Source organism: Aeromonas media (assembly GCF_020423125.1).
In the GTDB taxonomy this organism is placed as follows: Bacteria; Pseudomonadota; Gammaproteobacteria; order Enterobacterales; family Aeromonadaceae; genus Aeromonas; species Aeromonas media.
This window is the reverse complement of sequence record NZ_CP075564.1, coordinates 3,418,065-3,443,732: the sequence shown is the minus strand read 5'-3', so window position 1 is coordinate 3,443,732 and position 25,668 is coordinate 3,418,065. Positions and strand designations below refer to the sequence as shown.

27 protein-coding genes, 1 tRNA gene and 1 other annotated feature are annotated in these 25,668 nt (G+C 60.8%); of the genes, 24 read left to right on the top strand and 4 right to left on the bottom strand.

All coding sequences use genetic code 11. The features are described 5' to 3' along the window. Positions 1 to 147: 147 nt before the first annotated feature. Entirely contained in the window at positions 148 to 1,095 is a 948-nt protein-coding gene (locus tag KI797_RS15830) for an IS30-like element ISAeca1 family transposase (protein ID WP_012564931.1), read from the top strand. Between the two features lie 3 nt (positions 1,096 to 1,098). Here the strand turns inward: KI797_RS15830 and KI797_RS15825 are convergent, their stop codons facing one another. Together KI797_RS15825 and KI797_RS15820 are read right to left on the bottom strand one after the other, a co-directional pair. Next, positions 1,099 to 2,121 carry a phage integrase SAM-like domain-containing protein gene (locus KI797_RS15825; RefSeq protein WP_226170015.1) on the bottom strand — a complete coding sequence of 341 codons (1,023 nt, stop codon included), beginning with the start codon at positions 2,119 to 2,121 and terminating at the stop codon, positions 1,099 to 1,101. Positions 2,122 to 2,467: 346 nt separating this feature from the next. Beyond that, positions 2,468 to 3,622, bottom strand: coding sequence for a flagellar assembly protein FlgT (locus KI797_RS15820; protein WP_226170012.1), 1,155 nt, complete (start codon positions 3,620 to 3,622; stop codon positions 2,468 to 2,470). 284 nt (positions 3,623 to 3,906) lie between these two features. Between KI797_RS15820 and KI797_RS15815 the strand changes: the two genes are divergently transcribed. Beyond that, the gene (locus KI797_RS15815; protein WP_005332494.1) at positions 3,907 to 4,527 is read left to right on the top strand and encodes a FlgO family outer membrane protein; all 621 of its coding nucleotides are present in this window, start codon (positions 3,907 to 3,909) and stop codon (positions 4,525 to 4,527) included. 20 nt (positions 4,528 to 4,547) lie between these two features. Then, positions 4,548 to 4,973 (top strand): LPP20 family lipoprotein, encoded by a 426-nt coding sequence (locus KI797_RS15810; RefSeq protein ID WP_042650348.1) that lies wholly within the window; start codon positions 4,548 to 4,550, stop codon positions 4,971 to 4,973. Positions 4,974 to 5,128: 155 nt separating this feature from the next. On the opposite strand, the gene pheA is transcribed toward KI797_RS15810, so the two are convergent. Next, positions 5,129 to 6,301 carry a prephenate dehydratase gene (gene pheA / locus KI797_RS15805; RefSeq protein WP_025328009.1) on the bottom strand — a complete coding sequence of 391 codons (1,173 nt, stop codon included), beginning with the start codon at positions 6,299 to 6,301 and terminating at the stop codon, positions 5,129 to 5,131. A 38-nt stretch (positions 6,302 to 6,339) separates the two neighbouring features. Beyond that, positions 6,340 to 6,462 (bottom strand) — a sequence feature (Phe leader region). Positions 6,463 to 6,626: 164 nt separating this feature from the next. Here pheA and KI797_RS15800 point away from each other — a divergent pair. The 20 genes from KI797_RS15800 to galE all read left to right on the top strand — a co-directional run bounded on the left by KI797_RS15800 (position 6,627) and on the right by galE (position 24,264). Continuing rightward, on the top strand, positions 6,627 to 7,226 hold the full coding sequence (locus KI797_RS15800) for an HAD family hydrolase (protein ID WP_226170010.1): 600 nt from the start codon (positions 6,627 to 6,629) through the stop codon (positions 7,224 to 7,226). 148 nt (positions 7,227 to 7,374) lie between these two features. After that, positions 7,375 to 8,205 carry an adenine nucleotide alpha hydrolase family protein gene (locus KI797_RS15795; RefSeq protein WP_043130837.1) on the top strand — a complete coding sequence of 277 codons (831 nt, stop codon included), beginning with the start codon at positions 7,375 to 7,377 and terminating at the stop codon, positions 8,203 to 8,205. Positions 8,206 to 8,300: 95 nt separating this feature from the next. Continuing rightward, the gene (locus tag KI797_RS15790; protein ID WP_139751309.1) at positions 8,301 to 8,855 is read left to right on the top strand and encodes a DUF3157 family protein; all 555 of its coding nucleotides are present in this window, start codon (positions 8,301 to 8,303) and stop codon (positions 8,853 to 8,855) included. A 182-nt stretch (positions 8,856 to 9,037) separates the two neighbouring features. Further along, on the top strand, positions 9,038 to 9,667 hold the full coding sequence (locus KI797_RS15785) for an outer membrane beta-barrel protein (protein ID WP_005332506.1): 630 nt from the start codon (positions 9,038 to 9,040) through the stop codon (positions 9,665 to 9,667). 173 nt (positions 9,668 to 9,840) lie between these two features. Next, a complete protein-coding gene (locus tag KI797_RS15780) occupies positions 9,841 to 10,785 on the top strand; it encodes a YbgA family protein (RefSeq protein ID WP_042650343.1) in 945 nt (314 codons plus the stop codon). 198 nt (positions 10,786 to 10,983) lie between these two features. Beyond that, on the top strand, positions 10,984 to 11,871 hold the full coding sequence (locus KI797_RS15775) for a MerR family transcriptional regulator (RefSeq protein ID WP_226170009.1): 888 nt from the start codon (positions 10,984 to 10,986) through the stop codon (positions 11,869 to 11,871). Then, entirely contained in the window at positions 11,868 to 13,292 is a 1,425-nt protein-coding gene (phrB, locus tag KI797_RS15770; protein ID WP_226170007.1) for a deoxyribodipyrimidine photo-lyase, read from the top strand. Before KI797_RS15775 ends, phrB begins: the two co-directional genes overlap by 4 nt. A 1-nt stretch (position 13,293) precedes the next feature. Beyond that, positions 13,294 to 13,722 carry a nuclear transport factor 2 family protein gene (locus tag KI797_RS15765; protein WP_042650340.1) on the top strand — a complete coding sequence of 143 codons (429 nt, stop codon included), beginning with the start codon at positions 13,294 to 13,296 and terminating at the stop codon, positions 13,720 to 13,722. Continuing rightward, a complete protein-coding gene (locus KI797_RS15760; protein ID WP_226170005.1) occupies positions 13,719 to 14,453 on the top strand; it encodes an SDR family NAD(P)-dependent oxidoreductase in 735 nt (244 codons plus the stop codon). The genes KI797_RS15765 and KI797_RS15760 overlap by 4 nt, the downstream gene beginning before the upstream one ends. Beyond that, positions 14,450 to 15,709, top strand: coding sequence for an NAD(P)/FAD-dependent oxidoreductase (locus tag KI797_RS15755; RefSeq protein ID WP_226170003.1), 1,260 nt, complete (start codon positions 14,450 to 14,452; stop codon positions 15,707 to 15,709). The genes KI797_RS15760 and KI797_RS15755 overlap by 4 nt, the downstream gene beginning before the upstream one ends. Continuing rightward, complete coding sequence (locus tag KI797_RS15750) at positions 15,706 to 16,452, top strand: DUF1365 domain-containing protein (RefSeq protein ID WP_226170001.1); 747 nt, start codon at positions 15,706 to 15,708, stop codon at positions 16,450 to 16,452. The genes KI797_RS15755 and KI797_RS15750 overlap by 4 nt, the downstream gene beginning before the upstream one ends. A 109-nt stretch (positions 16,453 to 16,561) precedes the next feature. Continuing rightward, entirely contained in the window at positions 16,562 to 17,818 is a 1,257-nt protein-coding gene (locus KI797_RS15745) for an SAM-dependent methyltransferase (RefSeq protein ID WP_226169999.1), read from the top strand. 2 nt (positions 17,819 to 17,820) lie between these two features. Continuing rightward, positions 17,821 to 18,300: a DUF2878 domain-containing protein gene (locus KI797_RS15740; protein WP_226169998.1), complete on the top strand. Its 480-nt coding sequence runs from the start codon at positions 17,821 to 17,823 to the stop codon at positions 18,298 to 18,300. Next, entirely contained in the window at positions 18,297 to 18,515 is a 219-nt protein-coding gene (locus KI797_RS15735; protein WP_005332522.1) for a TIGR02450 family Trp-rich protein, read from the top strand. Before KI797_RS15740 ends, KI797_RS15735 begins: the two co-directional genes overlap by 4 nt. After that, positions 18,472 to 19,014: a chalcone isomerase family protein gene (locus KI797_RS15730; RefSeq protein WP_226169997.1), complete on the top strand. Its 543-nt coding sequence runs from the start codon at positions 18,472 to 18,474 to the stop codon at positions 19,012 to 19,014. Before KI797_RS15735 ends, KI797_RS15730 begins: the two co-directional genes overlap by 44 nt. Before the next feature lie 14 nt (positions 19,015 to 19,028). Then, the gene (locus KI797_RS15725) at positions 19,029 to 19,571 is read left to right on the top strand and encodes a DUF3833 domain-containing protein (protein WP_226169996.1); all 543 of its coding nucleotides are present in this window, start codon (positions 19,029 to 19,031) and stop codon (positions 19,569 to 19,571) included. Between the two features lie 130 nt (positions 19,572 to 19,701). After that, complete coding sequence (locus tag KI797_RS15720; protein ID WP_011705037.1) at positions 19,702 to 20,169, top strand: Dps family protein; 468 nt, start codon at positions 19,702 to 19,704, stop codon at positions 20,167 to 20,169. Between the two features lie 246 nt (positions 20,170 to 20,415). After that, positions 20,416 to 22,065 (top strand): hydroxylamine reductase, encoded by a 1,650-nt coding sequence (gene hcp, locus KI797_RS15715; protein ID WP_182786138.1) that lies wholly within the window; start codon positions 20,416 to 20,418, stop codon positions 22,063 to 22,065. Positions 22,066 to 22,157: 92 nt separating this feature from the next. Further along, complete coding sequence (locus KI797_RS15710) at positions 22,158 to 23,165, top strand: hybrid-cluster NAD(P)-dependent oxidoreductase (protein ID WP_226169995.1); 1,008 nt, start codon at positions 22,158 to 22,160, stop codon at positions 23,163 to 23,165. Positions 23,166 to 23,250: 85 nt separating this feature from the next. Beyond that, positions 23,251 to 24,264 carry a UDP-glucose 4-epimerase GalE gene (gene galE / locus KI797_RS15705; protein WP_226169994.1) on the top strand — a complete coding sequence of 338 codons (1,014 nt, stop codon included), beginning with the start codon at positions 23,251 to 23,253 and terminating at the stop codon, positions 24,262 to 24,264. Positions 24,265 to 24,335: 71 nt separating this feature from the next. Here the strand turns inward: galE and KI797_RS15700 are convergent, their stop codons facing one another. Beyond that, a complete protein-coding gene (locus KI797_RS15700) occupies positions 24,336 to 25,085 on the bottom strand; it encodes a DsbA family protein (RefSeq protein ID WP_226169993.1) in 750 nt (249 codons plus the stop codon). A 198-nt stretch (positions 25,086 to 25,283) separates the two neighbouring features. Here KI797_RS15700 and KI797_RS15695 point away from each other — a divergent pair. After that, a tRNA-Ser gene (locus KI797_RS15695) sits at positions 25,284 to 25,371 on the top strand. Positions 25,372 to 25,668 lie beyond the last annotated feature (297 nt).

Below are 25,668 nucleotides of genomic sequence, written 5' to 3'. Positions count from 1 at the left end.
TCGCTACATAATTCCAGTATGAGTCTGACTCAATAGCAACAACGTGAATTCAGATAATAAGTGCAATGCCCATGGTGCATAGGAGAGAGGCGGTCAACTACCAGTTAGGGTACGCTTCTTCTCGCCAAAGAAACAAAGCGATACACCATGAAATACCAGCAGTTGACCGAGGGGCTACGATACCAGATTGCCTGCCTCCGTGACCATGGCCTGTCACAGGCCCGCATTGCCAAACAGCTCGGGGTTCATCCATCGACTATCAGTCGTGAGCTTCGTCGTAATTGTGCTGGGCAGGCCTATCAGCCGCAGCAGGCTCACCAACTTGCCACGGCACGACGGCTGACGAGTCAGAAGCGTACTGTCCCGTCTGATACCATCGACTTTGTTTGCATGGCGCTGGTCGCGGACTGGAGTCCCGAGCAAATCAGTGGCGTTGGAGACATGATTAACTGCCCGGTTAGCCACGAGTGGATATACCGCTATGTGGCACGCGACAAGGCCAACGGTGGCACGCTATACCGGCATCTGCGTCAGGGTCACAAACGCTATCGCAAGGGTAAGAACAGCAAACGCAGTGTCATTCCCAATCCGGTATCGATTGATGAACGCCCTGCGATAGTCAATGAGCGGAGCCGTGTGGGAGATTGGGAAGTCGATACCGTGTTGGGTAAGCAAGGCAGCGGTGCAATAGTGAGTCTGTTGGAGCGTAAGAGCCGGCTCTACCTGGTTCAATACGTTCCCAGCAAAACAGCCAGCGCGGTGGCGGACACCATTATCAGCATGCTGAAACCCTACCAGGCACATGTCCATACCATCACAGCTGACAATGGTAGCGAGTTTGTCGAACATGAACGTGTTGCAGCAGAGCTGGAAGCGCAGGTGTACTTTGCGCATCCATACAGTGCATGGGAACGGGGACAGAATGAGAATAGCAATGGTCTGCTGCGGCAATATGTGCCCAAAGGCAGTGATTTGAGTGTGGTGACAGCAGAGGCACTGTCAGCCGTCGAAAAGCGGCTGAACTTCAGGCCGCGCAAATGCTTGGGATTTAAACAGCCACAGGTGGTTTTTGACGAACTTCTGAAAGCAGCCTGATTTTTAATCGGGAATTGCACTTCGAAGTTGAATTCGCGCAATGCGTGCAGCCTTGTTTTTACTAATGTGCTCAGGAATACGTATGGTTCTATCATTAATATTAAAGTTGTTGCTTGTGTTTCTATATATTTCAGAGTTTCTTGCCCCGCATAGGAACATGGTTGCAACTATGATCTTGGAATCCCCACCACCTGGAGTGTCTTCATTAAAAATAAATTCCACGACTTCATTTGTGGGGTCAGTATATGTTGTGACAGGCCTCTTAGGGTTTCTGGGGAACAGAAAAATATGCCTATCAATTTTATTCTTCGGTAAATAGGTGCACGTAACACACATATTAAACAAGCTATTTAATAAGGAATAGTATTTCCTCATTGTTTCTGATGTTATTGGCGTTTCTTTGTTCTGCCAATACTTTTTGAATATTACTGGATGATCTTCATTAAATTCAGATAGCTTTAGGTCTAACCATGGTTCAAAGGCAGATGAGATTTCCCTTATTGTTTTGTCGGTAACAGGGCTTAATGAATTTCTCTTGTTTGATTTATTTTCACGGTCGTTTTTATAATGCTCTAAAAGATATGTTCTCAATGTAAAAGACTGATATTTCCACTTTTCTGGATTAATCTTTTCAGCATCACTAACTAATCTCTTAAACTCTTCCTTAGCCTGTGTAACGCTAAAAAAACCTTTTTGGTAATGTCCACTTTTAGTGCGAGGCGTCCAATTGCCAATTTTCTGCCTCCGATTTTTATCGTAAACAATATAGAATGTCTTAACACTGTTTCCGATTCTTAGTTTTAATCTTGGTTTGTTCTTTTCATTATATTTTTCATCGTCAGAACTATAGTGCGTTAATTCAACACATTTATTTTTATCATTAATAAATGGAAGACTATCTATGTACTGGTCTTTAAAGGTAAATGAGAATTTCCCTTTAATTATGGCCGCAGGGTGACCCTGGAGCAGCGTCTTAAGATCGAACTCTTCTTTGCGTATGGATGTAGCCGGATTTTTGGGAGCCATTGGGTACCACCGAAAAATGTTCTATTGAGACATTATAGCGGCAAAATAGCGCAAAAGTAGAGTTGAATGGCGTGAATAGCTCTTAAATAGCGCAAAACGGGCATCGATTGCGCCGCTCACAAAACAAGCAGCCTGGTTGTTTATGAATGCTTTTTGATCTATAAGGCTATGTTTTTAAAGGAGATATTTATAATTCCTAATATTTAAAAAATCTTATAACAGCCTATTTAGATAGATTTTTAAGCAATAAACATCCCTTAGGAGGGGACCGCTCTATCCTGCTGAGCTACGGGAACCTTGTGGCGGGCATTATACAAGAAGCATTGTGCTTTTAAACCCTTGATTCCTATTCCAATACGGCTAGATCGCCAATTTGGACATTAAACGGCGAATATTTGTTCTGGCTGCTGATGATGGCACCGTCCTCGAACACCTGCACTACCTCGAACAGGCCGTCGGCGGGGTTGCGCATCACCCGGGACTTGCCGTAGGGATCGATGAAGTCGGCGCTGTGCTGGACGCGGAACTGATCCCCAAGCTTGACGCCGTTGCGACGGCCCAGGTTGATGTGGGGGCCGCGTTCGTGCTGGGCCACGATGCGGGCGGTGACGGGGGCGCAGGCGAGCTCGGCGACGATGTCCTGGGCCGCCTCCTTCAACTGGTAGCTCAACTCCTGGCCGTAGCTGGACTGCCAGAACCGGCCATTGTGGCTGCCCACCTGCTCCCGCTTGGAGAAGGTCCAGTTGGCCCGGCCCTGATACTCCTTGCGCCCGAGCAGGCTGCCGTTGATGCCGTCGAACAGGTAGAGCTGCATGCGGAAGTTGCGGATCGGGTCTTCATACCAGCTGGTCAGCTGGTTGCCCTGGGGTTCGAGGGAGAGATCGTCGATGCTGCCGAGCACCAGATACTGGCTGTCGGTTCGCAGGCTCAGGGCCTTGATCTCCTCGAGGGCGCTGCGATCCCCCTGCTGCAAATGGAGGGGATCGATGCGCAGGTTCTCGTCCAGCCACTGGCGGGCGACCACCCCTTGAGGCGCCGCCGCCAGGGTCTCGAACAGGCGGCGGGAGAGATCCGCCGGCATGTCGTCGAGGGCGCCGGTGCTCGCCTGATCCGGGTAGCGCATGCGCAGGCGCACCAGCGTCAAATCCTTGGCGTAGTGTTGGGTCTGGCAGATCTGCCGCTCGGCCTGGATGTCGGCCACCAGGGTGATGTACATGCGGCCGTTGCGCACCTCCTCGCGCTTGAGGCGGTACTGGCGGATGTCGCCGCCGGAGCGGATCTGGATCTGCTCCGAACGCAGGCTGCCGTTCTCCAGGCGCTGGATGCTGGAGACGGAGGCGCCGCTGGCCAGCAGGGCCTGACGCAGCGCATCCCGGGTCGCCTGCTCGCGGGCATAGACCTCGTCGCCCCCCAGGATGGCGGCACTGCCTTGCGCCTCTATGAGCTCGGCGCGGGCCGACAGACTGGCCAGCAACAGGGTTGACAGCAGCACAACTTTCATAACGTACACCTTGAATAGATGAACCCCTCTTGCGCCCAAGGGGCGGATGAGCGGCTTCATGGACACTGGCCTGGTTTGCACCGGGTGCGCAAATAAAAGCAAGATCCATGCCTTGTTCCGGTGAAAGAGTGCGCGGCCCGCCGGATTTCCCGGCCCCGGCCTCTGTATTGGCGCCGCCCAAGGCCCTCTGGCGGATCATCGGATGATCCTTGGCGCATTCCCGTCTCAAGTGTTGGCCGCTGCGACCGATAACAAGTCAGGTGTAGATACAGGAACAGGTATCCATGAACAGAATTATCACGGCGCTGGCGGTTGCGCTGGCGCTGGCCGGCTGCGGCTCGGCCGACCCCATCAACCGGGAGCAAGGGGATCCCAGGCAGGCGGCCAAGGGGATGGAGCTCAACTGGCTGGTGGCCCGCATGACGGATCAGCTGATGGAGCGAAAGTCTCTCACCACCCTGAGCGAGCCCATCGCCGTCGCCTCCTTCGTCGATCTCGACACCCTGAAGGACACCAACTGGATGGGGTTGCAGATCGAGGAGAGCTTCATCTACGAGCTGAACCGGCGCGGTGAAGTAGTGGTGGACTTCAAGACCACGGGCAGCATTCAAGTGACCCCCAGTGGCGACTTCGTGATGAGCCGCAACTACAAGGATCTCTCCGCCCGGCTGCCCATCTCCCGGATCCTGACCGGTACCTTCAGCCGCAATTCGCAGGGGATCCTGGTCAATGCCCGGATCATCGATCTGCGTACCAAGATGGTGGAGACCACGGCCCAGAGCCTGATCCCGCAACAATATCTGTCCGGCGCCAGCAACTCGTTTGGCCGGGCATCGGTCAACCGGGGTTACCTGATGCGGGGCGGCCAGAGCGCGTCCGGCCATCTGGTCAACCTGACCCCCTGATTTCTGAGGAGTAGACAGCCATGAGAATCGTGCTTGGCCTGATGATGGCCCTCTTGCTGACGGCGTGCAGCGGGAACCGGGTCGTAAACTACGACCAGGGGGAGAAGCCAGATGACTTCCCCGTGCTCAAGGCGGTGGGCTACGCGGTGATCGACATCCAGCCCGGCCCCTCCCAGTCGGAGAAGATGCTGCAGGCGATCCGGGCGTCCAAGATGGATGCCTACCGGGAGCTGGCGGAGCAGCTCAACGGCCAGCAGGTGCGTGGCCAGAGCAGCTACAAGGACCTGACCCAGACCTCCAACTCGCTGGATGTGTCGGTGGCCGGCATGGTGCGCGGTGCCCGTGTGGTGGCGACCTATCCCCGTGGCAACACCTATGCCACCGAGCTGGAGCTCGATACCCGCAACCTCTACCACCTGAACCAGCTGATGGCGGGTCAGTTCTAGCACCAGGAGCGAGACTCCATCCTCTGTCACCCGAGCCTGTCGGCGGGGTACCAACTAGGCGAGCAATGAGCTCGCCTTTTTGTTGTCCGGGGGCGGGGCAGGGGGCAGAAAAGAGAGAGGCGAGCCTGATGCTCGCCTCTTGCCGTTCGGGGGGCTTAGCTGCCCATCAGCACCGGCGGTACCGCGGTCGGCTTGACGTCTTCGCTCGGGTAGCAGCCGAGTACCTTGACGTAGCGGGTGATCTTGGTGAGCTCCAGCAGGGCGGCCTGCATCTCAGGGGTCTGCAGGTTGGCGGAGACATCCAGATAGAACATCTCTTCCCAGGGGTTGCCCTGCACCGGACGGGATTCCAGCTTGGTCATGTTGATCTCGTGGCTGCGCAGCACCAGCAGCGCCTCCACTAGGGAACCCGGCTTCTGGGAGGTGGACATGATGAGGGTGGTCTTGGCCGGGATCTGCGGCGCCACGTCGATGGGCTTGCGCGCCACCACGATGAAGCGGCTGTAGTTCTCCTTCTGGTTCGCGAGCTGCTCGGCCAGCACGTCCAGCCCATACAGCTCGCCGCCGGCGGCGCTGCCGATGGCCGCCGCATCCGGGCTAGCCAGCTCCTTGACCTTCATCATGGCGCTGGAAGAGGAGTCGCAGATTTCGTGGCGCGCTCCTTCCAGCTTGCTGAGGTAATGGGAGCACTGCTGGAATACTTGGGGATGGGCGTAGAAGGTCTTGATGCGGGACAGCTCGGTGGGCACGGCAGTGAGGATGCAGTGCTCTATGGGGTAGGTCAGCTCACCCACGATGGAGAGGGTGGTGTGCTGCATCACATCGTACACCTCGTTGATGGAGCCCGAGCTGGTGTTCTCTATGGGCAGCACCCCGAAGGCGGCGCGACCCGATTCTACCGTGTCCAGCACCTCGCGGAAGTTCTGGCAGTTCACCTCTATCACCTGATCCTTGTAGCGCGCCAGGTACTTGCGGGCGGCCAGGCTGGAGTAAGAGCCGCGCGGGCCCAGGTAGGCGACGCTGGTCATGGGCTCCTGCTGCTGGGGGTTGAGCAGGCTCTGCAGATAGGCCTGCTGGGAGAGCACGGAGTCTTCGATGATGGTGTGGTAGATGCGGGTGATGTACTGGGCGTCCAACCCGAGCGCGCGCCCTTTCTGGATCAGGGCAACCAGCAGATCCTGCTCCCGCTGGGTGTCGCGGATGGGACGGGGATTGGCCTGCTTGGCGCGGGCAACCTCGATGCTGAGGGTCTTGCGTTTGGCCAGCAGGGCGAGCAGCTCCTGATCCAACTGGGTGATGTCTTGTCTGATCTCGTCGAGCGTAGCCATGGTGGTTCCCTATCCAAATCTTCTGTGGTGGTTGCTGCAAAAAAAAGCCTCCGCTGGGGGAGGCTCGATTCGTCTTTGCGTTCTGTTCATGCGACGACAGGGCCTTCCCTCATGAGGGCCGGATAAACGAGAACGCAAAGAAGAATGGTGTGTGCATGATGTTGTCCTGAATGTAACGTCATAACCATTAAGGGATTTGGCACGCCGATGCAAGTAAAACTTGCCCCTGTGCATTGAACGGGGCAGGGTAGGTGGTCGGGATCCATGGCCAAATGAGTGCCACACCGGTCCCATTTTTTCTGGTCAATGAGAGGGAGACGAGAGGATGGCGATTATCTTCGATCTGGGACGGGTGGTGGTGAGCTGGGATCCGGTCGGCATAGTGCGCTCGGTGCGAGGACCGGATGGCGCCGAGGCCCTAGCGGAGCGGCTGTTCAACCACCCCGACTGGCTGGAGGTGGACAGGGGCACCCTCTCCCTGCATGCCATGGCGAGTCAGGCCGAGGCGCGCACTGGCTTGTCCATGGCCGAGAACCTCGCCATCCTGCAGGCGGTGCCCGCCTCCTTGCTGCCGGACCCCGCCATGGTGAGCTTGATTGAGACGCTGTACCGAGCCGGTCACCGGCTCTACGCCCTCTCCAACATGGGCCATGCCAGCATCGACTGGCTGGAACAGCATCAGGAGTTCTGGCGCTTCTTCAGCGGCAAGGTGGTGTCGGCCCGGGTGCGGATGATCAAGCCCGAGCCCGACATCTACCGTTATCTGCTGGTGTCGTTCGACCTCAAGGCTGGGGAGTGCCTCTTTATCGACGACAGCCCGGCCAACGTGGCGGCGGCCCAGGCGCTCGGCCTGCAGGGCATGGTGTTCACCGATGCTGCTGCGTGCCGCCGGCAGCTGGTCGAGCAAGGATGGTTGCCCGCCTGAAAGGGGACGGGCCCTGCGTTGTGCCCGAAGAAAAGGGATCTGATGTGCATTCAGAGCGAATAAAGTACTGCTTTGTCCCTGCCGTTTAAGTGTCTATTCAGCTTTCACGCCGCAAAATAACATCCTATTCACCATCCGGAGCGTTGTTATGGATGCCAATGTAGTCGCGCTGAATCGGGGATACGATCAGAACTTTCAGGCCAGGGAACAGAGGCTCATCAGCACCCTGGCAGGATATGGCGAACTGCTTGTCTCCTTCTCCGGTCGGTTGGAGTCCTGCTACAGCATGGACCTGTGCCGGGCCAGCGGGGTCCGCTTTCGGGCCATCACCCTGGACAACCCGACCCTCAGCCGCAAGGCGGTGGCCCGGGCTAAGCGCTACTGCCAGCACTACGGCATAGCGCATCAGGTGATCAAGACCGACGAGATGATCTTCAGCGTGCACCTCGGTCACCTCGCCGAGGTGATGGATCCGGTACGCTACCTCTGCCAGCAGCTCGAGCACGGCGATGGCCCCCCGCTTCTGATGTCGGCCTCGGTGGAGGAGATGCAGGAGTATCTGCGGCGTTTCGACAGCGTGCCGGCCAATACGCTGTGGCTCTTTGCCGAGCAGGGCATGACCAACCGTGACTTTCGCTATGGCTTCCACAAGCGCCAGCTGGCCCTGTGGGGGGCGGGGGGAGAGGCTTGCCTGAGTCAGCGCTTCTCCGATATTGAGTCACTGGACCGGCGCCACTTGCGCATGGTCGACATGGCCGAGCAGATGTTGTTCGACATGGGGCTGGATGGAGCCCAGGTCTTCTTCCATACCCTGGCGGACAGGGTCACTACCCTGGCCAGGATCAGGGTGCCCCAGCGCATGCGGGCCCTGGTCTTCGACATGCAGCCGAACATTCAGAAGGCGCTCCAGAGCGCCCAGTTCGATCTGGTGACCCTGGACCTGGTCTCGGGCGAAGATCCTCAACAGCTGGTCATCTGATCCCGGGCCCGGCCCGTAACGTGAGTCGGGTCATAGGCAAGGGCTGCCCGACTCTTTATACTGCTCCCTCTGCATCCCTATCGAGTCATGTGCCCATGAAACCCTTGTCCAGACTGCTGCTTGCCCTCTGCCTCTCCCCCCTGCTGGCCCAGGCCGCGCCCCTGACCCAGGTCACCCTGGCAGATGGCCGTCAGGTGCAGCTCAACGACGACTTCACCTGGGAATACCTGCTGGTCAAGCCCGCCGAGACGGTAGCCGGCAAGACGGTGACGGCGAGCGTGGCGGCGCCGGTGCTGACCGAGCAGGCCCTGGCCAATCCCGACCTGCTTGCCCAGGCGACCCGGGACGGGATCACGGTGACCCTGAACCAGGTGGAGGGCGAGGATCCGCTGCGTCTGCAGTTCGTGGTGAGCAACACCGGCAGCCGCAATGTGGTGCGGGTCAACGGCAGCCTGACCCTGTTCAGTGCCGAGGGTGTGCAGCTCTCGACCCAGCCGGTGCGTTTCTGGGTCGGAGAGAATCGCCTGCCGGAATCCTATCTGCGCAAGGGCGAGCAGCGCCCCTCGCGCGCCATCGAACTGGCCCGTCCGGCCAATCTGACCGGCAAGCCGCTGGTGCGGGTGCAGATCGACGAAGTGGAATTCCGCTAGGATCGGGGCGGGGACGGGCAGGCCCGTCCCCCGTGGAGTGTTGCTCCGGTAACCGTCTGCAACATCTGCTTACATCTGCCATGGTTTGGCAACAGCTTGCCGCTCGGCGACTCCCCCTTTGCCCGTCACAATGGCTCCATTCCCGTTAGGTTCCGCCTAACGCAACAATCGGAGTCAACAAAATGCAAAAGCTCGCACTGTCTGTTCTGGTTCTGGCCGGTCTCTCTTCCACTTCCGTGCTGGCGCAAGATGCGTTCAGCTATGCCAAGGGATCCGCCACCTGGGCACACACCAAGTCCGACTACGTCGGTGGCAAGGACAGCAACAACCGCGATTTCGGTGGTCTGAGCCTGGATCTCTCCAAGAGCTTCGGCTCCAACGTCTACGGCCGACTCGGCAGCGAATACACCTCCCGCAACAGTGGCAACGACAGCATGGCCATCTCCAATCTGGGGATGGGGGTGTTCACTCCCCTCAGCACCGGCCTGAACCTGTACGGTGAAGCGGGTCTGATGGGCTACAGCATGGAGCGTGAACTCGCCTCCAACGTGAACGACAGCGGCTGGGACAACATCACCCGCAAGCAGAGCGGCAGCCTGTACGGTGAAGTGGGCCTGCGCTACGACATCGGCGCCGTCGAGCTCTCCACCGGCTACCGTTACGCCAACATGACCGACGACATGCACGACTTCAAGGCGGGTGCCGCCTACAAGGTGAGCCAGAACCTGGCCCTCACCGCCGACTACACCTATCGCAACTGGGATCTGCAGAAAGGATCCATCAGCAGCCTGGGTGTGAAATACAGCTTCTGATTTCCCTGTCTGTCGCAACGTCCATTTTGCCCATGACCCCGGTCATGGGCTTTTTCATTTTCCGGTGATCCTGTTTTTGCTCTTGTGTCGTATCGGTCGGTAATAGTTATACAACTTTCATTTTTTTGTATAACTGCTATAACTGAGTCAATGCTTATACAAGGGGTGCAATCATGTACAAGATCAAGGTCGGTATCAGTGCCTGTCTGCTGGGCCAGGAAGTGCGGTTCGACGGGGGCCACAAGCGTTCCAGCTTCTGCGAGCGGGATCTTGGCGCTCACTTCGAGTATCACCCGGTCTGCCCCGAGATGGCCATCGGCCTCGGTGCCCCCCGTGCCGCCATCCGGCTGGTCAAGCGCCACGGAGAGGTGCGCGCCGAGGCGAGCAACGGCAGCTTCGACGTCACCGACAAGCTTATCGCCTTCAGCGAGCAGAAGGCGAGTCAGCTCGACTTCCTCTCCGGCTACATCCTCTGCGCCAAGTCTCCCAGTTGCGGCATGGAGCGGGTACGCATCTATGGTGCCAACAACGAAGGGAGTGCCAAGGAGGGGATTGGTCTCTTTGCCAAAGCCTTGATGGAGGCCAACCCCCTGCTGCCGGTGGAGGAAGACGGCCGCCTGTGCGATCCCATACTGCGGGAGAACTTCGTGCTGCGGGTCTTCGCCTATCACGACTGGCAGCAGCTCTGTGCTCGCGGGATCACCGCCGCCGCTCTCATCCGGTTCCATTCGCGTTACAAGTATCTGGTGCTCTCCCACGCCACTACCCACTACCGCACCCTCGGCAAGCTGCTCGGCAACCTCGGCAAGGCCAACCTGCAGGAGGTGGCGGACAGCTACATCAAGGGCCTGATGGCTGCCCTGACCCTGCGTGCCAATCGTCGCAGCCACACCAATGTGCTGATGCACCTGCAGGGTTATTTCAAGCGGGTGCTGACCCCGGCCCAGAAGCAGGAGCTCTGCGATACCATCGACAAGTACCGCACCGGCGTCTTCCCGCTGCTGGTACCACTCACCCTGATCCGCCACTACCTGCGGGAATACCCCAATGCCTATTTGTCCGAGCAGGTCTATCTCAATCCTCATCCCGATACGCTCAAGTTGCGTTACGGGCTTTGAGAATAGCGAGATCAGCTTTATCCAGAGCCGCACCCCGATATGCTCAAGTTGCGTTACGGGCTTTGAGAATGGCGAGATCAGCTCGATCCAAAGCCCCACCCCGATACGCTCAAGCTGCGCTACGGGCTCTGAATTCGTTTGTGCCCCGACGCAGCCTCTGGGCTCGGGGCGCCCATACCCTGTTGAATGGAAGTCACCATGTCAGATGTACCACAAGATGATGCCGCCAAGCCGGACGAGGGGATCTACCCCATCCGCGAGGTCTCCCGACTCACCGGGGTCAACGCCGTCACCCTGCGCGCCTGGCAGCGCCGCTACGGGCTGGTGCAGCCCGCCCGTACCGAGAAGGGGCATCGCCTCTACAGCGAGCAGGATATCCGCCAGATAGGCGAGATCCTGAGCTGGCTGGAACGGGGGGTGAGCATAGGGCAGGTGAAGGGGCTGTTGAGCGAACCTCAGTCCCAGCCGGTGAGCGATCACTGGCAGCAGACCCTGGAGCAGTTCAGTCAGGCCCTGCTCGCCTTCAACCAGCGCAAGGCGGAGGCCGAGCTCAATGATCTGCTGGCGAGCTACCCGTTCGAGCTGGTGCGCAGTCGGGTGCTGCAACCGTTGGTGGATCAGCTGCTCGGCCTGTGGCGCGAGCGGCCGGATGGCGAGCTGCTGCAACAAGTGTGGCTGGGCTGGCTCCACACCCGTTTCGCCCGCCACCTCATCGAGCAAGAGAAGGGGCTGCCGGTCACCCTGGCGAGCTGGGGTCAGGTGGGCCCTCTCGATCTGGTCTGGGCCGCGTATGAGCTCATCGGTCAGGGTTATGAGGTACAGCTGCTGGGGGCGGTGGAGCCGCGCCATGCAGCCCTGCTGGAGGGGCGGGCCGCCACCCCCTGGCTGGTGCTGCTGGGGGCCGGCCTTGGCAAGCCGGCGCTGGCCGCCGACTGGCCTGCCGGTACCCGGCTCTTTGGCGAGCTGGGGCGACTCTATGACGCTGACTGGCTGGCCGCTCACGGCTGGCGGGCGACCCTGGCCGAGGTGATGGCGGACAAGCCTGCCGCGCGCGGCTTGAGCGGGCGCGGGAGCAAGAGATCATGAGGCTGGTCTGGTTTCGCAATGACTTGCGCCTGGCCGACAACCCGGCCTTGCGTCATGGCTGCGCTGATGAGGAGCCGGTCGCTGCGCTGTTCATCATCTCCCCCACCCAGTGGCGGCAGCACAAGATGGCCCCCATCCGTCAGCGCTTCATCCTGGCCCAGGTCGATGTGCTGGGCCGCGAGCTGGCGGCCCTCGGCATCCCGCTTCATCTGCTGCGGGTCGAGACCTTTGCCGAGACACCGGCGGCACTTGCCGCGCTGGCTCGCGATCTCGGCGTCACGCACCTCTACGCCAACCAGGCCATCGAACTTGACGAACAGCGCCGGGACCATGGCGTCACCGCCGCGCTGGCAGAGCAGGAGGTGAGCTGCCACTGGCTCAACGGTTGTTGCGTGCTGCCCCCTGGGCGGGTGCTGACCGGCGGTCGGGAGATGTTCAAGGTCTTCACCCCCTTCAGCCGCGCCTGGTTCAAGGCGCTCGATGAGGATGGCTTCGTCATTCACCGGGCCCCGGCGCTGCGTGGTGAGCCCCTGCCCTGGCAGCCGCTGGCCGAGCGGGCTTTTGTCGATGAGGGGCTCGGGGAGCTGACCCCGGATCCCCGCTGGCCGGTAGGGGAGGCCGAGGCCCTGCGGCGGTTGCACGCCTTCCTGGAGCAGGGGGTGCTGGACTATGGCGAGACCCGGGATTTTCCGGCGCAGGGCGGCACCTCCGTGCTCTCCCCCTATCTGGCGGCGGGCATCGTCAGCCCCCGTCAGTGCGTGGCGGCCTTGCAGCAGCGGCTCGGTGCCCGGCCCCAGTCCAAGGCGCAGCCCGGTTTTGTCTGGCTCAATGAACTCATCTGGCGCGAGTTCTATCGCCACCTGCTGGTACTGATCCCGACCCTCTCGATGAATCGCCCTTTCAAGCCAGAGACGGCGGCCCTGCCCTGGAGCTGGGACCCGGATGCCTTTGCCGCCTGGTGCGCGGGGCGCACCGGCTACCCCATCGTCGACGCCGCCATGCGCTGCCTCAACGCCACCGGCTGGATGCACAACCGGCTGCGGATGATAGTGGCGAGCTTCCTGACCAAGGATCTGCACATCCACTGGCGGCTCGGGGAGGATTACTTCATGAGCCAGCTCATCGACGGGGATCTGGCGGCCAACAACGGTGGCTGGCAATGGGCCGCGGGAACGGGTGCCGATGCGGCCCCCTACTTTCGGGTGTTCAACCCCACTACCCAGGGGCAACGATTTGATCCACAAGGGGACTTTATCCGTACCTGGGTAACTGAGCTTGCCGATGTGCCTGCCGCCTATGTGCACCAGCCCCACGACTGGCTGCGGCTCAAGGGACGGCAGGATTACCCGGCGCCCATGGTGGATCATGCCGTTGCACGGGTGAGGGCCATCGAGATGTTCCGTGACCTGGAGAAGACATGACATGAATGACGCGCTGGCCCATTTCATCGTGCTTTATCTGCAACTGGACAAGCATCAGTTGCACCGTCTGCCTGAGATCTATGCCGATCAGGTGGTGTTTATCGATCCGGCCCACCGCATCGAGGGGCTGGCCGCGCTCACCCGCTATTTTTCCTCTCTCTATGAGCGGCTCAAGGAGTGCAGGTTCGAGATCACCAGCCAGCAGTTGCAGGGCAATGAGGCCTGGCTCGGCTGGGTCATGACCTTCGTCCATCCCCGGATTGCCGGTGGGCGACCGGTGCGGGTGGAGGGGGCCACCCGGTTGCAATTCGATGCCTGGGGCAAGGTCTGCCTGCACCGGGATTACTTCGATCTCGGCGCCATGCTGTACGAACAATTGCCGCTGCTGGGCCCCGTGGTGCGCGCCATCAAGGGGAGGCTGGGCACATGAGCGGGCGGGTACTGATCACCGGGGCCACCTCCGGCATAGGTCGCCAGCTGGCCCTTGATTACCGGCGCTCTGGCTGGCAGGTGTGGGGTTGTGGCCGCGATAGTGAACGGCTGCAGGCCTTGGCTCATGAGGGGATCATTCCCCTGCAGTTCGATGGACGGGACAGCGCCGCCATGGCCGCGATTGCCGCCGATCTGCCCGCGCTGGATCTGCTGATCCTCAACGCCGGCAACTGCGAATACATGGATCTGGCCGAGGGATTTGACGGTGCCCTCTTTGCCCGGGTCATCGAGACCAACCTCATCGCCACCGGCCACGCCCTGGCCGCCTTCCTGCCGCGGCTGGTGTCCGGGTCGCGGCTCGCCATCGTCGGCTCCTCGGTGAGCTGGTTACCGCTGCCAAGGGCCGAGGCCTATGGCGCCTCCAAGGCGGCCCTCGACTATCTGGCCGCCACCCTGCGCCTCGATCTCGCGACCCGAGGCATAGGGGTGACCCTGATCCGTCCGGGTTTCGTGCAGACACCGCTCACCGCGAAAAATGATTTTCCCATGCCTTGTCTGGTGACGGTGGAGGAGGCGTCCCGCGCCATCATGAGCGGGCTGGCCGCCGGTCGCCATCAGATCCACTTCCCCCGTCGCTTCATCTGGTTGCTGCGTCTGCTTGGCGCACTGCCGACGGGGCTCTGGCTGCGCCTCGGTCGCACCCTCATCTCGAAAGGATCCCCTTCATGAAGAAAAAGATCGCCATCATAGGTTCCGGGATCTCGGGACTCAGCGCCGGTTTTCTGCTCCACAAGCTGCACGACATCACCCTGTTCGAGGCGGCCCCCGTGCTCGGCGGACATACCGCCACCGTGGATGTCAGCCTGGCCGGTCGTAGCTATGCCATCGATACCGGTTTTATTGTGTTCAACGACCGTACCTACCCGAATTTCCTGAAATTGCTGGAGCGGATCGGGGTGGCGCGCCAGCCCACCGAGATGAGCTTCTCGGTCAAGAGCCCCCAGGGGTTGGAGTACAACGGCCACAACCTGGACACCCTGTTTGCCCAACGCAGCAACCTGCTGAGTCCGCGTTTTTACCGTTTCGTGGCCGAGATCCTGCGTTTCAACCGGGAGGCCCGCGCCTGGCTGGCGGACCGCGGGCGCCGTGGGGATGGCAGCGAACCGACCCTGGGGGATTTTCTGCTGCTGGGGGAGTTCAGCGACTACTTCGCCCGCCACTACATCCTGCCCATGGGGGCGGCCATCTGGTCTTCCACCCTGGCTGACATGCGCGCCTTTCCGCTGGGTTTCTTCCTGCGTTTCTTTGCCAACCACGGCCTGCTGGATGTGGCCAACCGCCCTCAGTGGTACGTCATTCCGGGCGGCTCGCGGGAATACCTGGGTCCCCTCACGTCGGGCTGGATGTCGCGGATCCGGCTGGCCTGTCCGGTGCAGGCGATCCGGCGCTCGGCCGAGGGGGTGCTTGTCCAGAGCGGCTATGGGGAGGAGCGCTTTGACGAGGTGATCCTCGCCTGTCACAGCGATCAGGCGCTGGCCCTGTTGGCCGATGCAAGCGAGCGGGAGCAGGCCATTCTCGGCGCCATGGCCTATCAGGCCAACGATGTCTGGTTGCACACCGATGTGAACTGCCTGCCGGCCCGGCCAAAAGCCTGGGCCAGCTGGAACTATCAGCTCGGGGATGACGACGAGGCGCGCCCCCTGGTGAGCTACAACATGAACATCCTGCAGGGGATTAGCTCGCCGCAACCCTTCTGCGTCAGCCTCAACCCCCAGGGCCGGGTGGACGAAAGCAAGGTGCTGCGCCGCTTCGTCTACCACCATCCTGTCTTCAATCAGGCCTCCATCGCCGCCCAGCAGCGGCGAGCCGAGATCTGCGGCCGGCAGCACACCCATTTCTGCGGCGCTTACTGGTACAACGGCTTTCACGAGGACGGGGTGCGCAGCGCCCTGAATGTGGCCAGTCGCTTCGGAGCCAACCTATGAAGGCCGCCGGGGACACCATCAGCGCCATCTGGCACGGCTCTGTGCGCCACCGTCGCTTTGCGCCGCGCAACCACGCCTTCTCGTACGGCCTCTTCATGCTGGGGCTGGATCTGGACGAGCTGCCGAGCCTCAGCCAGGGGCGCTGGTTCGGCGTAGAGCGGGCCGGGTTGCTCTCCTTTCATCGCAATGACTATCTCAAAGGCAGCGAGGGGAGCCTCAAGCAGGCGGTGTGGGACAAGGTGACCGCCCTTGGCGGTGACGCCGAGCCGGACGGTCGGGTGCTGCTGCTCGGCAATGTGCGCTGCCTGGGGTTCTACTTCAGCCCGGTCAACTTCTACTTCTGCTACCGGGAGGAGGAGGCGCGTTACCTGCTGGCGGAGGTGTCGAACACTCCCTGGAACGAGCGTCACTACTACCTGCTGGATCTGGCGGCCCTGGCCCCCCATGACAAGGATTTTCACGTCTCCCCCTTTATGGGGCTGGCGATGCGTTACCACTGGCGCATTCGCCCGCCCGAAGAGGAGACGCTGATCCATATCGAGAGTCATCCCAGGTCAGGCGAGGCCAAGCTGTTCGATGCCACCCTGGCGCTGCGTCGCGAACCGCTGTCGCGCCAGGGGCTGGTGGCCCTGCTTGCCCGCTGGCCCTGGATGACCCTCAAGGTGCTGCTCGGTATCTACTGGCAGGCCTTGCGTCTTTTTATCAAACGCACCCCCATCTTCAGCCACCCGGAGAGCCGCTGATGAAGCCGACATTCTCGCGTATTTCAGCTTCCAGTCGTTGTCCGCAACCCATGATGCGGGTTTGTATCAAACGAACCTCTTTTATCTTCATCCATCCGGAGAGCCGCTAATGGAACTTGCTCAATCAACCCTCTCTGCCTCTTTCATCGACAAGGGGGCCAGGCAACTGCTGCTCACTCTGCTGGGACGTCTCGAACAGGGTCAACTGCTGCTGCGGGACGGCAGCGAGCGTCACAGCTTCGGGGTGGCGGGCACCGATCTCCATGCCGAGGTGATAGTGCAGGATCCTGCCTTCTATCGTCGTCTGCTGCTGGGGGGCAGCATAGCCGCCGGTGAGACCTGGGTGGAGGGACTCTGGACCAGCCCGGATCCGGTGGCCCTGGTGCGGCTGCTGGCGCGCAACCTGACGCTGCTCGACACCCTGGAGCGACGGCTCGGCTGGCTCAGCTTCCCCTTCAACAAGGTGCGTCATTGGCTCAATCGAAATACCCTGACCGGGTCGAGATCCAATATCGCCGCCCACTATGATCTCGGCAATACCCTCTATCAGGGCTTTCTCGACAGCCACATGCAGTACTCGAGCGCCATCTACCCGAGCGCCGAGGCCAGCCTAGAGCAGGGGCAGCAGGCCAAGCTGCGCACCATCTGCGAGCGGCTCGAGCTGGGACCGGAGGATCACCTGTTGGAGATAGGCACCGGCTGGGGCGGCCTGGCCGTCTATGCCGCCCGTCACTACGGCTGCCGGGTGACCACCACCACCATCTCCCAGGCCCAGCATGACTACGCAAAAGAGTGGATTGCGCGGGAGGGGCTGGAGGATCGTATCACCCTGCTGCTGGAGGATTACCGCAAGCTGGAAGGGAGCTTCGACAAGCTGGTCTCCATCGAGATGATAGAGGCGGTGGGGCACGCCTTCCTGCCGGACTACTTCCGCCAGCTGTCACGGCTGCTCAGACCCGGCGGTCGTCTGCTCATTCAGGCCATCACCATCGCCGATCAGCGCCATGCCCAGTATGTGCGCGGGGTCGATTTCATCCAGCGCTACATCTTCCCCGGCGGCTGTCTGCCGAGCGTCTCCCAGATGGCGGGACTGCTCGCCCGGGAGACCGACATGCAACTGGTGCGGCTGCACGATCACGGCCACCACTATGCCCGCACCCTGGCCCACTGGTGCGAACGCTTCCTGGCGCTGGCCCCCGAGCTGCCAAGGCTCGGCTACAGCCAGGACTTCATCCGGCTGTGGCACTTCTATTTTGCCTATTGCGAGGGGGGCTTCTGGGAGCGGGCCATCAGCCTGGTGCAGCTGGAGGCGGCCAAGCCGGGCCCGCTCGGCTGGTCCGGTGATCTGCCAGTGAGCGGTCACTGACCGTGTGGCAGTGGGCCCACCTGCTGGGGTTCAACCTCTATTGGTTGCTGGCGGTGAAATGGCAGCAACCGGGCCCGCTGCTGCTGATGCTGTTGCTTCATTTCCTCTTCTCCCCGACGCCCAGATCGGACCTTCGGCTGCTTGCCGTTGCGCTCGCGGGCTGTCTGCTCGACGGTCTGCTCTGGCGGCTCGGCCTGTTCCAGTTTCCGGCCGGTTTCCCGCTCTGGCTGTTGCTGCTCTGGTGCGGTTTTGCCCTGACCCTCTCCCACGGTCTGCGCTGGCTTCGGCCCTTGCCCCGCTGGCAGCTGGCGCTGTTTGGCATGGTGGGGGGGGCGAGCTCCTATGTGGCGGGTGCTGCCATGGGGGCCGTACACTTACCCTGGGGCATCTGGATCAGCACGGCGCTGCTGGCGGTGATCTGGATGGGGTGGTTACCCGTACTGCTGTGGGTAACGGTGACGCTGGAGGGTGAATCGAGATGAACACCTTTTCGACCGACGCCTTGTTGTTTTCCAAGTGGACCAGGGATGGCCAGTGCGAGCTGGCAGAGCGTTTCTACCTGGTGGTTGCATGCCAACGCGATGCCCAGGGTCAACTGGCGAGCGTGGTGATGCAGGATATCAATACCCTGCAGGAACAGGAGATGGACTGGCATGAACTGGAAGACCCCGCCCATTGGCACATGGGGTGGAATTAGCACCTTGCTTGTGGCGCTGACGCTGCTGTTTGCCATTGCTGTACAGGCCTCTTCTGCCCCCTGGCAACAACTGCGCCCGGTCGGGCAGGGGGAGATGAGCTGGCTCTGGTTCAAGCTCTATGACGCCACCCTCTACAGCGCGAGCGGTCGCTACGAGCCTGGTCGCTATCCGCAGGCCCTGACCCTGACCTATGCCAGAGCCATAGAGAGAGAGGATTTGCTCAGTGCCACCGCCGCCGAGTGGCAGCGCCTTGGCCTTGGCAGCGAGGGAGATCGCCAGCGCTGGCTCGGCCGGCTCGCCGCTCTCTGGCCCGATGTCGGGGCTGGGGACAGACTCACCTTCTATGTGGACAGTGCGGGAGTCGGCCACTTCTGGTGGCAGGACAAGCCCCTCGGCTCCCTCGCCGATCCGCAGTTTTCCGCCGCCTTTCTGGCTATCTGGCTCGCCGACAACAGTCGCGATCCCGCCCTTACCCGCCGCCTGCGCGGCCAACCCTGATACTGGAGTTCCTCATGACCTTCCATCGCACATGGCGCATTCTGCTGCTGTGGTCACTGCTGTTGCTGACTGGTTGTGGCGCCAGCCTAGATGACTATCGGGAGCAGGGCCCGAACTGGGATCTCGCCCGTTTCTTCGACGGCAAGCTGGTGGCCCATGGCCTGGTGACGGACCGTAGCGGCGAAGTGACCAGTCGCTTTCGGGTCGAGATGCAGGGGCGCTGGCGAGAGGGCAAGGGGGAGCTGTTCGAGCAGTTCTATTTCGATGACGGCCGCCAGCAGACCCGCACCTGGTTTTTGAGCAAGGGGGCGGATGGCCACTGGCGCGGCACCGCCTCGGATGTGGTGGGGGAGGCGGTAGGCAAGACGGCAGGCTTTGCCCTGAACTGGCGCTATCAACTCGATCTGGCCCTGCCGGATGGGGAGGTGGTACGGGTGAGCTTCGATGACTGGATGTATCTGCTGGATGAAGATCGCCTGATCAATCGCGCCGCGATCAGCAAGTTCGGCATTCACCTCGGCGAGGTGATCCTCTATATCGAGCGGCTTGAGCGATGAGAGCGGGTGTTTTTCCTGCTGACGATAGCCATTCGCTATCAATGGACAAGGCAGAAGCAATTGTCCTTTGAGTCTATGCGGGGATATGCTGACTCCGTTCCCGATAATGTTTACCACCTGGAGGTGAATGATGAAGAGCCCCATTGGTCTTGATACAGTTCAATCACAAGCCCTGGCCGCCGAGTTGAACAAGTTGCTGGCCAGCTACCAGATCCTCTACATGAACGTCCGTGGCTTCCACTGGAACATCCGCGGCAACCAGTTCTTCGAGCTGCACCTGAAATTCGAGGAGATCTACAACGATCTGCTGTTGAAAGTCGATGCCCTTGCCGAGCGCATCCTCACCCTGGATGGGGTGCCCCTGCACAGCTTCAGCGACTACCTCAAGGTCTCCGCCATCCCCGAGCAGAAGGGGCTGCACGACGGTCGCGCCTGTGTCGAGTCCCTGCTGGAGAGTTTCCGCGAGCTGCTGGTGGCTCAGCGCCGTATCCTGGGCCAGGCCGCCGACGCTGGTGACGAGGGTACCGCTTCCATCCTCTCCGACTATGTGCAGCAGCAGGAAAAACTGGTCTGGATGCTGCGCGCCTACCTGGCCTGATAGAGCGCAGGGCCGGATGCCCCTGACCAGGCGCCGGTCCGACCGTTGCGTTGTCCCTTGTTGTTGCAAACCTGAGTTGTCTTTGATGTTATCCACCCGCTTGTCGCCCTGTTTGGGCGGCTTTTTTGTTTTTGATCTGCATCAATGAAACCTTAATTGGTAAATTGAATGCCTATTAAGTTTTGAGTCGGGGGAATAGAATCGCCACAAAACAAGTAACTGAAATGTCCAATTAGGAGAGGCATGATGTTTTGTGTGCAATGTGAACAGACAATTCGTACCCCCGCAGGCAATGGCTGCGCGTATACACAAGGTATGTGCGGCAAGACGGCCGAGACCTCGGATCTGCAGGATGTGCTGATTTATACGCTGCAAGGCCTCAGTGCCTGGGCGCTGGCGGCCCGTGAGCACGACATCGTCGATGACGAGATCGATGCCTTCGTACCCAAGGCCTTCTTCGCCACCCTCACCAACGTCAACTTTGACTCCGCGCGCATCGTCGACTACGTCAACCAGGCGCTGGCCTATCGGCAGCAACTGGCCGACCGTCTGGCCGCGCTGGCGGTGCAGCTTGCCGAGCTGCCTGCCGCCGCACGCTTCGAGCCGGGTGTCGAGCTGCTGGAACAGCTGGCCCATGCGCCCCAGACCGCGGTCAACCGCGGCAAGAGTGAAGTCAATGAAGACATCATGGGGCTGCGCCTGCTCTGCCTCTACGGGCTCAAGGGGGCTGCCGCCTACATGGAGCACGCCCGGGTACTGGACCAGCAAGACAGCGCCGTGGCCGCCGAATTCCACCGCATCATGAGCTGGCTCGGCACGGATCCGAGCGATCTGGATCCCCTGTTCAAGTGCGCCATGGACATCGGCCTGCTCAACTTCAAGATCATGGAGATGCTGGATCTCGGTGAAACCACGGCCTTCGGCCACCCGGAACCGACTCAGGTGCGCGTCACCCCGGTGCCGGGTAAGTGCATCCTGGTCTCCGGCCACGACATGGTGGATCTCAAGCTGATCCTGGAACAGACCGCAGGCACCGGCATCAACGTCTACACCCACGGTGAGATGCTGCCGGCCCTGGCCTATCCCTTCTTCAAGCAGTATCCGCACCTGGTGGGCAACTACGGTTCCGCGTGGCAGAACCAGCAGAAGGAGTTTGCGAACTTCCCGGGCGCCGTGGTGATGACCTCCAACTGCATCATCGACCCGAACGTGGGCAACTACTCGGATCGCATCTTCACCCGCTCCATCGTCGGCTGGCCGGGGGTGACCCATCTGGAAGGAGAGGACTTCTCTGCCGTTATCGCCAAGGCCCAGGCGCTGGAAGGCTTCAAGCACGTTGAGCTCGAGCATTTCATCACCATCGGCTTTGCTCGCAACGCCCTGATGCAGGCCGCCCCTGCGGTGATCGACAAGGTCAAGGCTGGCGAGATCAGCCACTTCTTCCTGGTGGGGGGCTGTGACGGCGACCGTGCCGAGCGCGCCTACTACACCGAGTTCGCCAAGGCGATCCCGCAGGATAGCCTGCTGCTCACCCTGGGCTGCGGCAAATACAAGTTCAACAAGCTCGACTTTGGCGATATCGGCGGCATCCCGCGTCTGCTGGACGTGGGCCAGTGCAACGACGCCTACTCTGCCATTCAACTGGCATTGGCGCTTTCCGAGGCGTTCGAGTGCGGTGTCAACGATCTGCCGCTGACCCTGGTGCTCTCCTGGTTCGAGCAAAAAGCCATCGTCATCCTGCTCACCCTGCTGGCACTCGGCGTGAAGGACATTCGCACCGGCCCGACCGCTCCGGCCTTCCTCACCCCGGCCCTGCTCAAGGTGCTGGAGGAGCAGTTCGGTCTCAAGGGAACCACGACCGCAGAGGCGGATCTCGCCGAGATCCTGGCGGCTTGATCCGGGTTCAGCCCAAGATGTTGTAAGCCTTTGGCGAGCCCCCGGCTCGCCTTTTTTTCACAAAGATATCTTTCAAAAAGAGGAGCCTTGCGATGATCTCCACCTCTCTTACCTTGCGCTGCATTGGCCGTCGTGCGGACACTCACGACGTGACAAGTTGGCAGTTTGTCGCCACCGAGGGCACTCTGCCGGCCGTGCTGGCCGGCCAGTGTGTGACCCTGCACACCGAGATTGACGGCAAGCCCCAGTGCCGCGCCTATACCCTCTCTTCCAGCCCGCAGGATCCTTTCTGGCAAGTCACCATCAAGGACGTGGGGCTGGTCTCCAATCATCTGCACCAAACCTTGCAACTGGGGGACGAGATCCGGGTTGACGGCCCCTTCGGCGACTTCAATCTGGCGGTGCTCCCCTGCGAGCGGCCGCTGCTGCTCAGCGCCGGCTCCGGCATCACCCCCATGTGGGCCATGCTGCGGGACGAGCTGGCCAAACGGCCGGACGCAGATATCCGCTTCATCCACAGCGCCCGCTCGCCGGATGATGTGATCTTCGCCGACGACCTGGCCGCACTGGCCGAGGCCCATGCGGGCGTGCGCCATACGCTGGTATTGGAACAGGCGCCGGCGGCTCATCTCTGGGTGGGACGCCTCACGCCCGCCATGCTGAGTGAGTTGGCGCCAGACCTGCTCGCGCGCCACGTCTATCTGTGCGGCCCGGCCCCTTACATGGCGGCGGTCTGCACCATGCTGGCGGAGCTGGGGCTACCGGCGGAGCAATTGCATCAGGAGTCGTTCGGCCTGCCTGCTGGAACATCGAGCACGGCGCCAGTTGCAGCCGGCAGCGACCACTTCTGGCTGACCCTCAAAAAGAGCGGCAAGAAGGTGAAGATACTGCCGGGCCAAACCCTGCTGGCTGCGCTGGAGGGAGCGGGGGAGACCATGATGGCCGCCTGCCGCGCCGGTGTGTGCGGGGCCTGTCGCTGCACCACGGAAGGGGAGATCGAGCGTCAGAGCGTGATGACGCTGAGTGCGCAGGATCTGGAGCGCGGCGTCGCGCTGGCCTGCTCTTGCACCATCAGAGGGGATGTCAGCGTCGATTACTGAGGGGCGTCATTGGTATCCCGAGCTTTTCCCGAGCGGGTCGTGCGGGTAGACTCTGACCCAGTTTCAGCAAAGCACGGGATAAAAAATGACAATTCTGGTCACGGGCGGTGCCGGCTATATCGGCTCCCACACCTTGGTTGAGCTGCTGGGTACCGGGCAGCAGGTGGTAGTACTGGACAACCTCTCCAACTCTTCCCCCGAATCTCTCAAGCGGGTCGAACGGATCACCGGCAAGGCGGTCACCTTCGTCAAGGGGGACATTCTGGACAGGGCATGCCTGCAGCGGCTGTTTGCCGAGTACAGGATCGAATCCGTGATCCACTTCGCCGGCCTCAAGGCGGTCGGGGAGTCCGCCCAGATCCCGCTCACCTACTACCAGAACAACGTGACTGGTACCCTGGTGCTGTGCGAGGAGATGGCAAAAGCCGGCGTGTTCCGCCTGGTGTTCAGCTCCTCGGCGACCGTCTATGGTGATCCCGCTTCGGTGCCCTTGCGGGAAGATTTCCCCACCGGCGCCACCAACCCCTATGGTCGCTCCAAGCTGATGGTGGAAGAGATTCTGCGGGATCTTGCCAAGTCCGATCCCCGCTGGGCCATCGTGTTGCTGCGCTACTTCAACCCGGTCGGTGCCCATGAGAGTGGCCTCATCGGCGAAGATCCCAACGGCATTCCCAACAACCTGCTGCCCTACATCAGCCAGGTCGGTGTCGGCAAGCTCAAGGAGCTGGGGGTATTTGGCAACGACTACCCGACGCCGGACGGCACCGGCGTGCGCGACTACATCCACGTGGTGGATCTCGCCATCGGTCACCTCAAGGCGCTGGCACGCATCGAGGGCGACACCGGGGTCTTCACCTACAACCTGGGCACCGGTCAGGGCTACTCGGTACTGGAGATGGTCAAGGCATTCGAAACCGCCAGCGGTCGCCCCATTCCCTACCAGATCAAGCCCCGTCGCCCAGGCGACATCGCCGAGTGCTGGGCCGAGCCTACCCTGGCCCGGGACGAGCTGGGCTGGCAGGCCGAGCGGGGTCTGGAGCAGATGATGGTCGACACCTGGCGCTGGCAAAGCAACAACCCGAACGGCTATCAGGCCTGAGGGTGTGAAGCCTGAATAGCAAAACGCCCCGGCATCGCATGCCGGGGCGTTTTTTGTGGGCGAAGAGCGGGTTACTGAATGCTCTTGCCAGCCCGCACATCCTTGACGATGGCCTTCAGGCTCGCCAGATCCCGTGGCGCACCGCGCAGGATCTGGTCGCCGATGATGAACCCCGGGGTCCCCGAGATGCTCATGGCCTCGGCCAGGGCACGGTTGGTACCAAGGTTCTGATCGATGCTGCCATCCTTGATCTTGGCCTCGACTTTGCTCCAGTCCACCCCGGCGGACTTGGCGATGGCTTGCACCTGGGCCTCGTCGGCCAGCGACCCTTGATGGGCGTACAGCTTGTCGTGGAAGGCCTGGAACTTGTCGGGCTGGCCGAGCTGCACCGCCAACGCCGCGCGGGCGGCGTAGTAGGAAGTCTCGCTCAGGATGGGGAACTGCTTGTAGATGTAGCGGATGTCCTTGTCTTCATTGAGCAACTGTTGGACGAGGGGATGAGCACGCTTGCAGTAGCCGCAGTTGTAGTCGAAGAACTCGACCACGGTCAGGCTGCCCTTGGGGTTGCCACTCTCGGGATCCTTGTTGGCGAAGAGCTGCTTGGCATGGGCCTCGATCAGCGTCTTGTCATTCTCGGCCTGCTGGCTCTCCTGTTTGGCACGTAGGGCATTGGACATCTCGACCAATATTTCCGGATTCTTGACCAGATAGTCGCGCACGATCTGCTCGACATCGCTCTTGGTCAGCTCGCTCGCCTGCACAGGCGCCGCAAGCAGGATCGCGCCGGTCAGGGCGGCGAACAGGGCATGTGTGATTTTCATAAGTCCATCTTGCTGGGAATACCTTAGTGGTCACTATAGTGGGTGAGTCTGTTTTCAAGTCAAGCCATCCGGTGGAAAAAGCACGGTTGGGGTGGCGTTTGCGGGGTTTGTTGGCCATTTAGCCCAATAAATCGGCAAACGAACAGGGTGGGGATTTACAAGGGGGATCGTCATGGGTAATATGCGTCGCACTGCTGCGGAGGGGTGGCAGAGCGGCTGAATGCACCGGTCTTGAAAACCGGCGATGGGCGACCATCCGTGGGTTCAAATCCCACCTCCTCCGCCATCTATACGGCCCATCTCATTGATTGAGGTGGGCTTTTTTGTATCTGTGGATTTTAATTCATTCCATTCCATTCCATTCCATTCCATTCCATTCCATTCCATTCCATCCCATCGCCCACGCCATTCCGTATTGACCCCTAGCTACCATATCGAAGAGTTTCAAACAGAGCCTTAAAAGCCGCGTACTCCTGTGCCTCTCTCAATACGAGGGGCTGGATGAGAGCATCGCGTTTTTCCGCGAAGAGTGCTGCGTGAATGACAAGAGGGATTGAAGGGACTGGCTGTGAGCCGTAGCCAT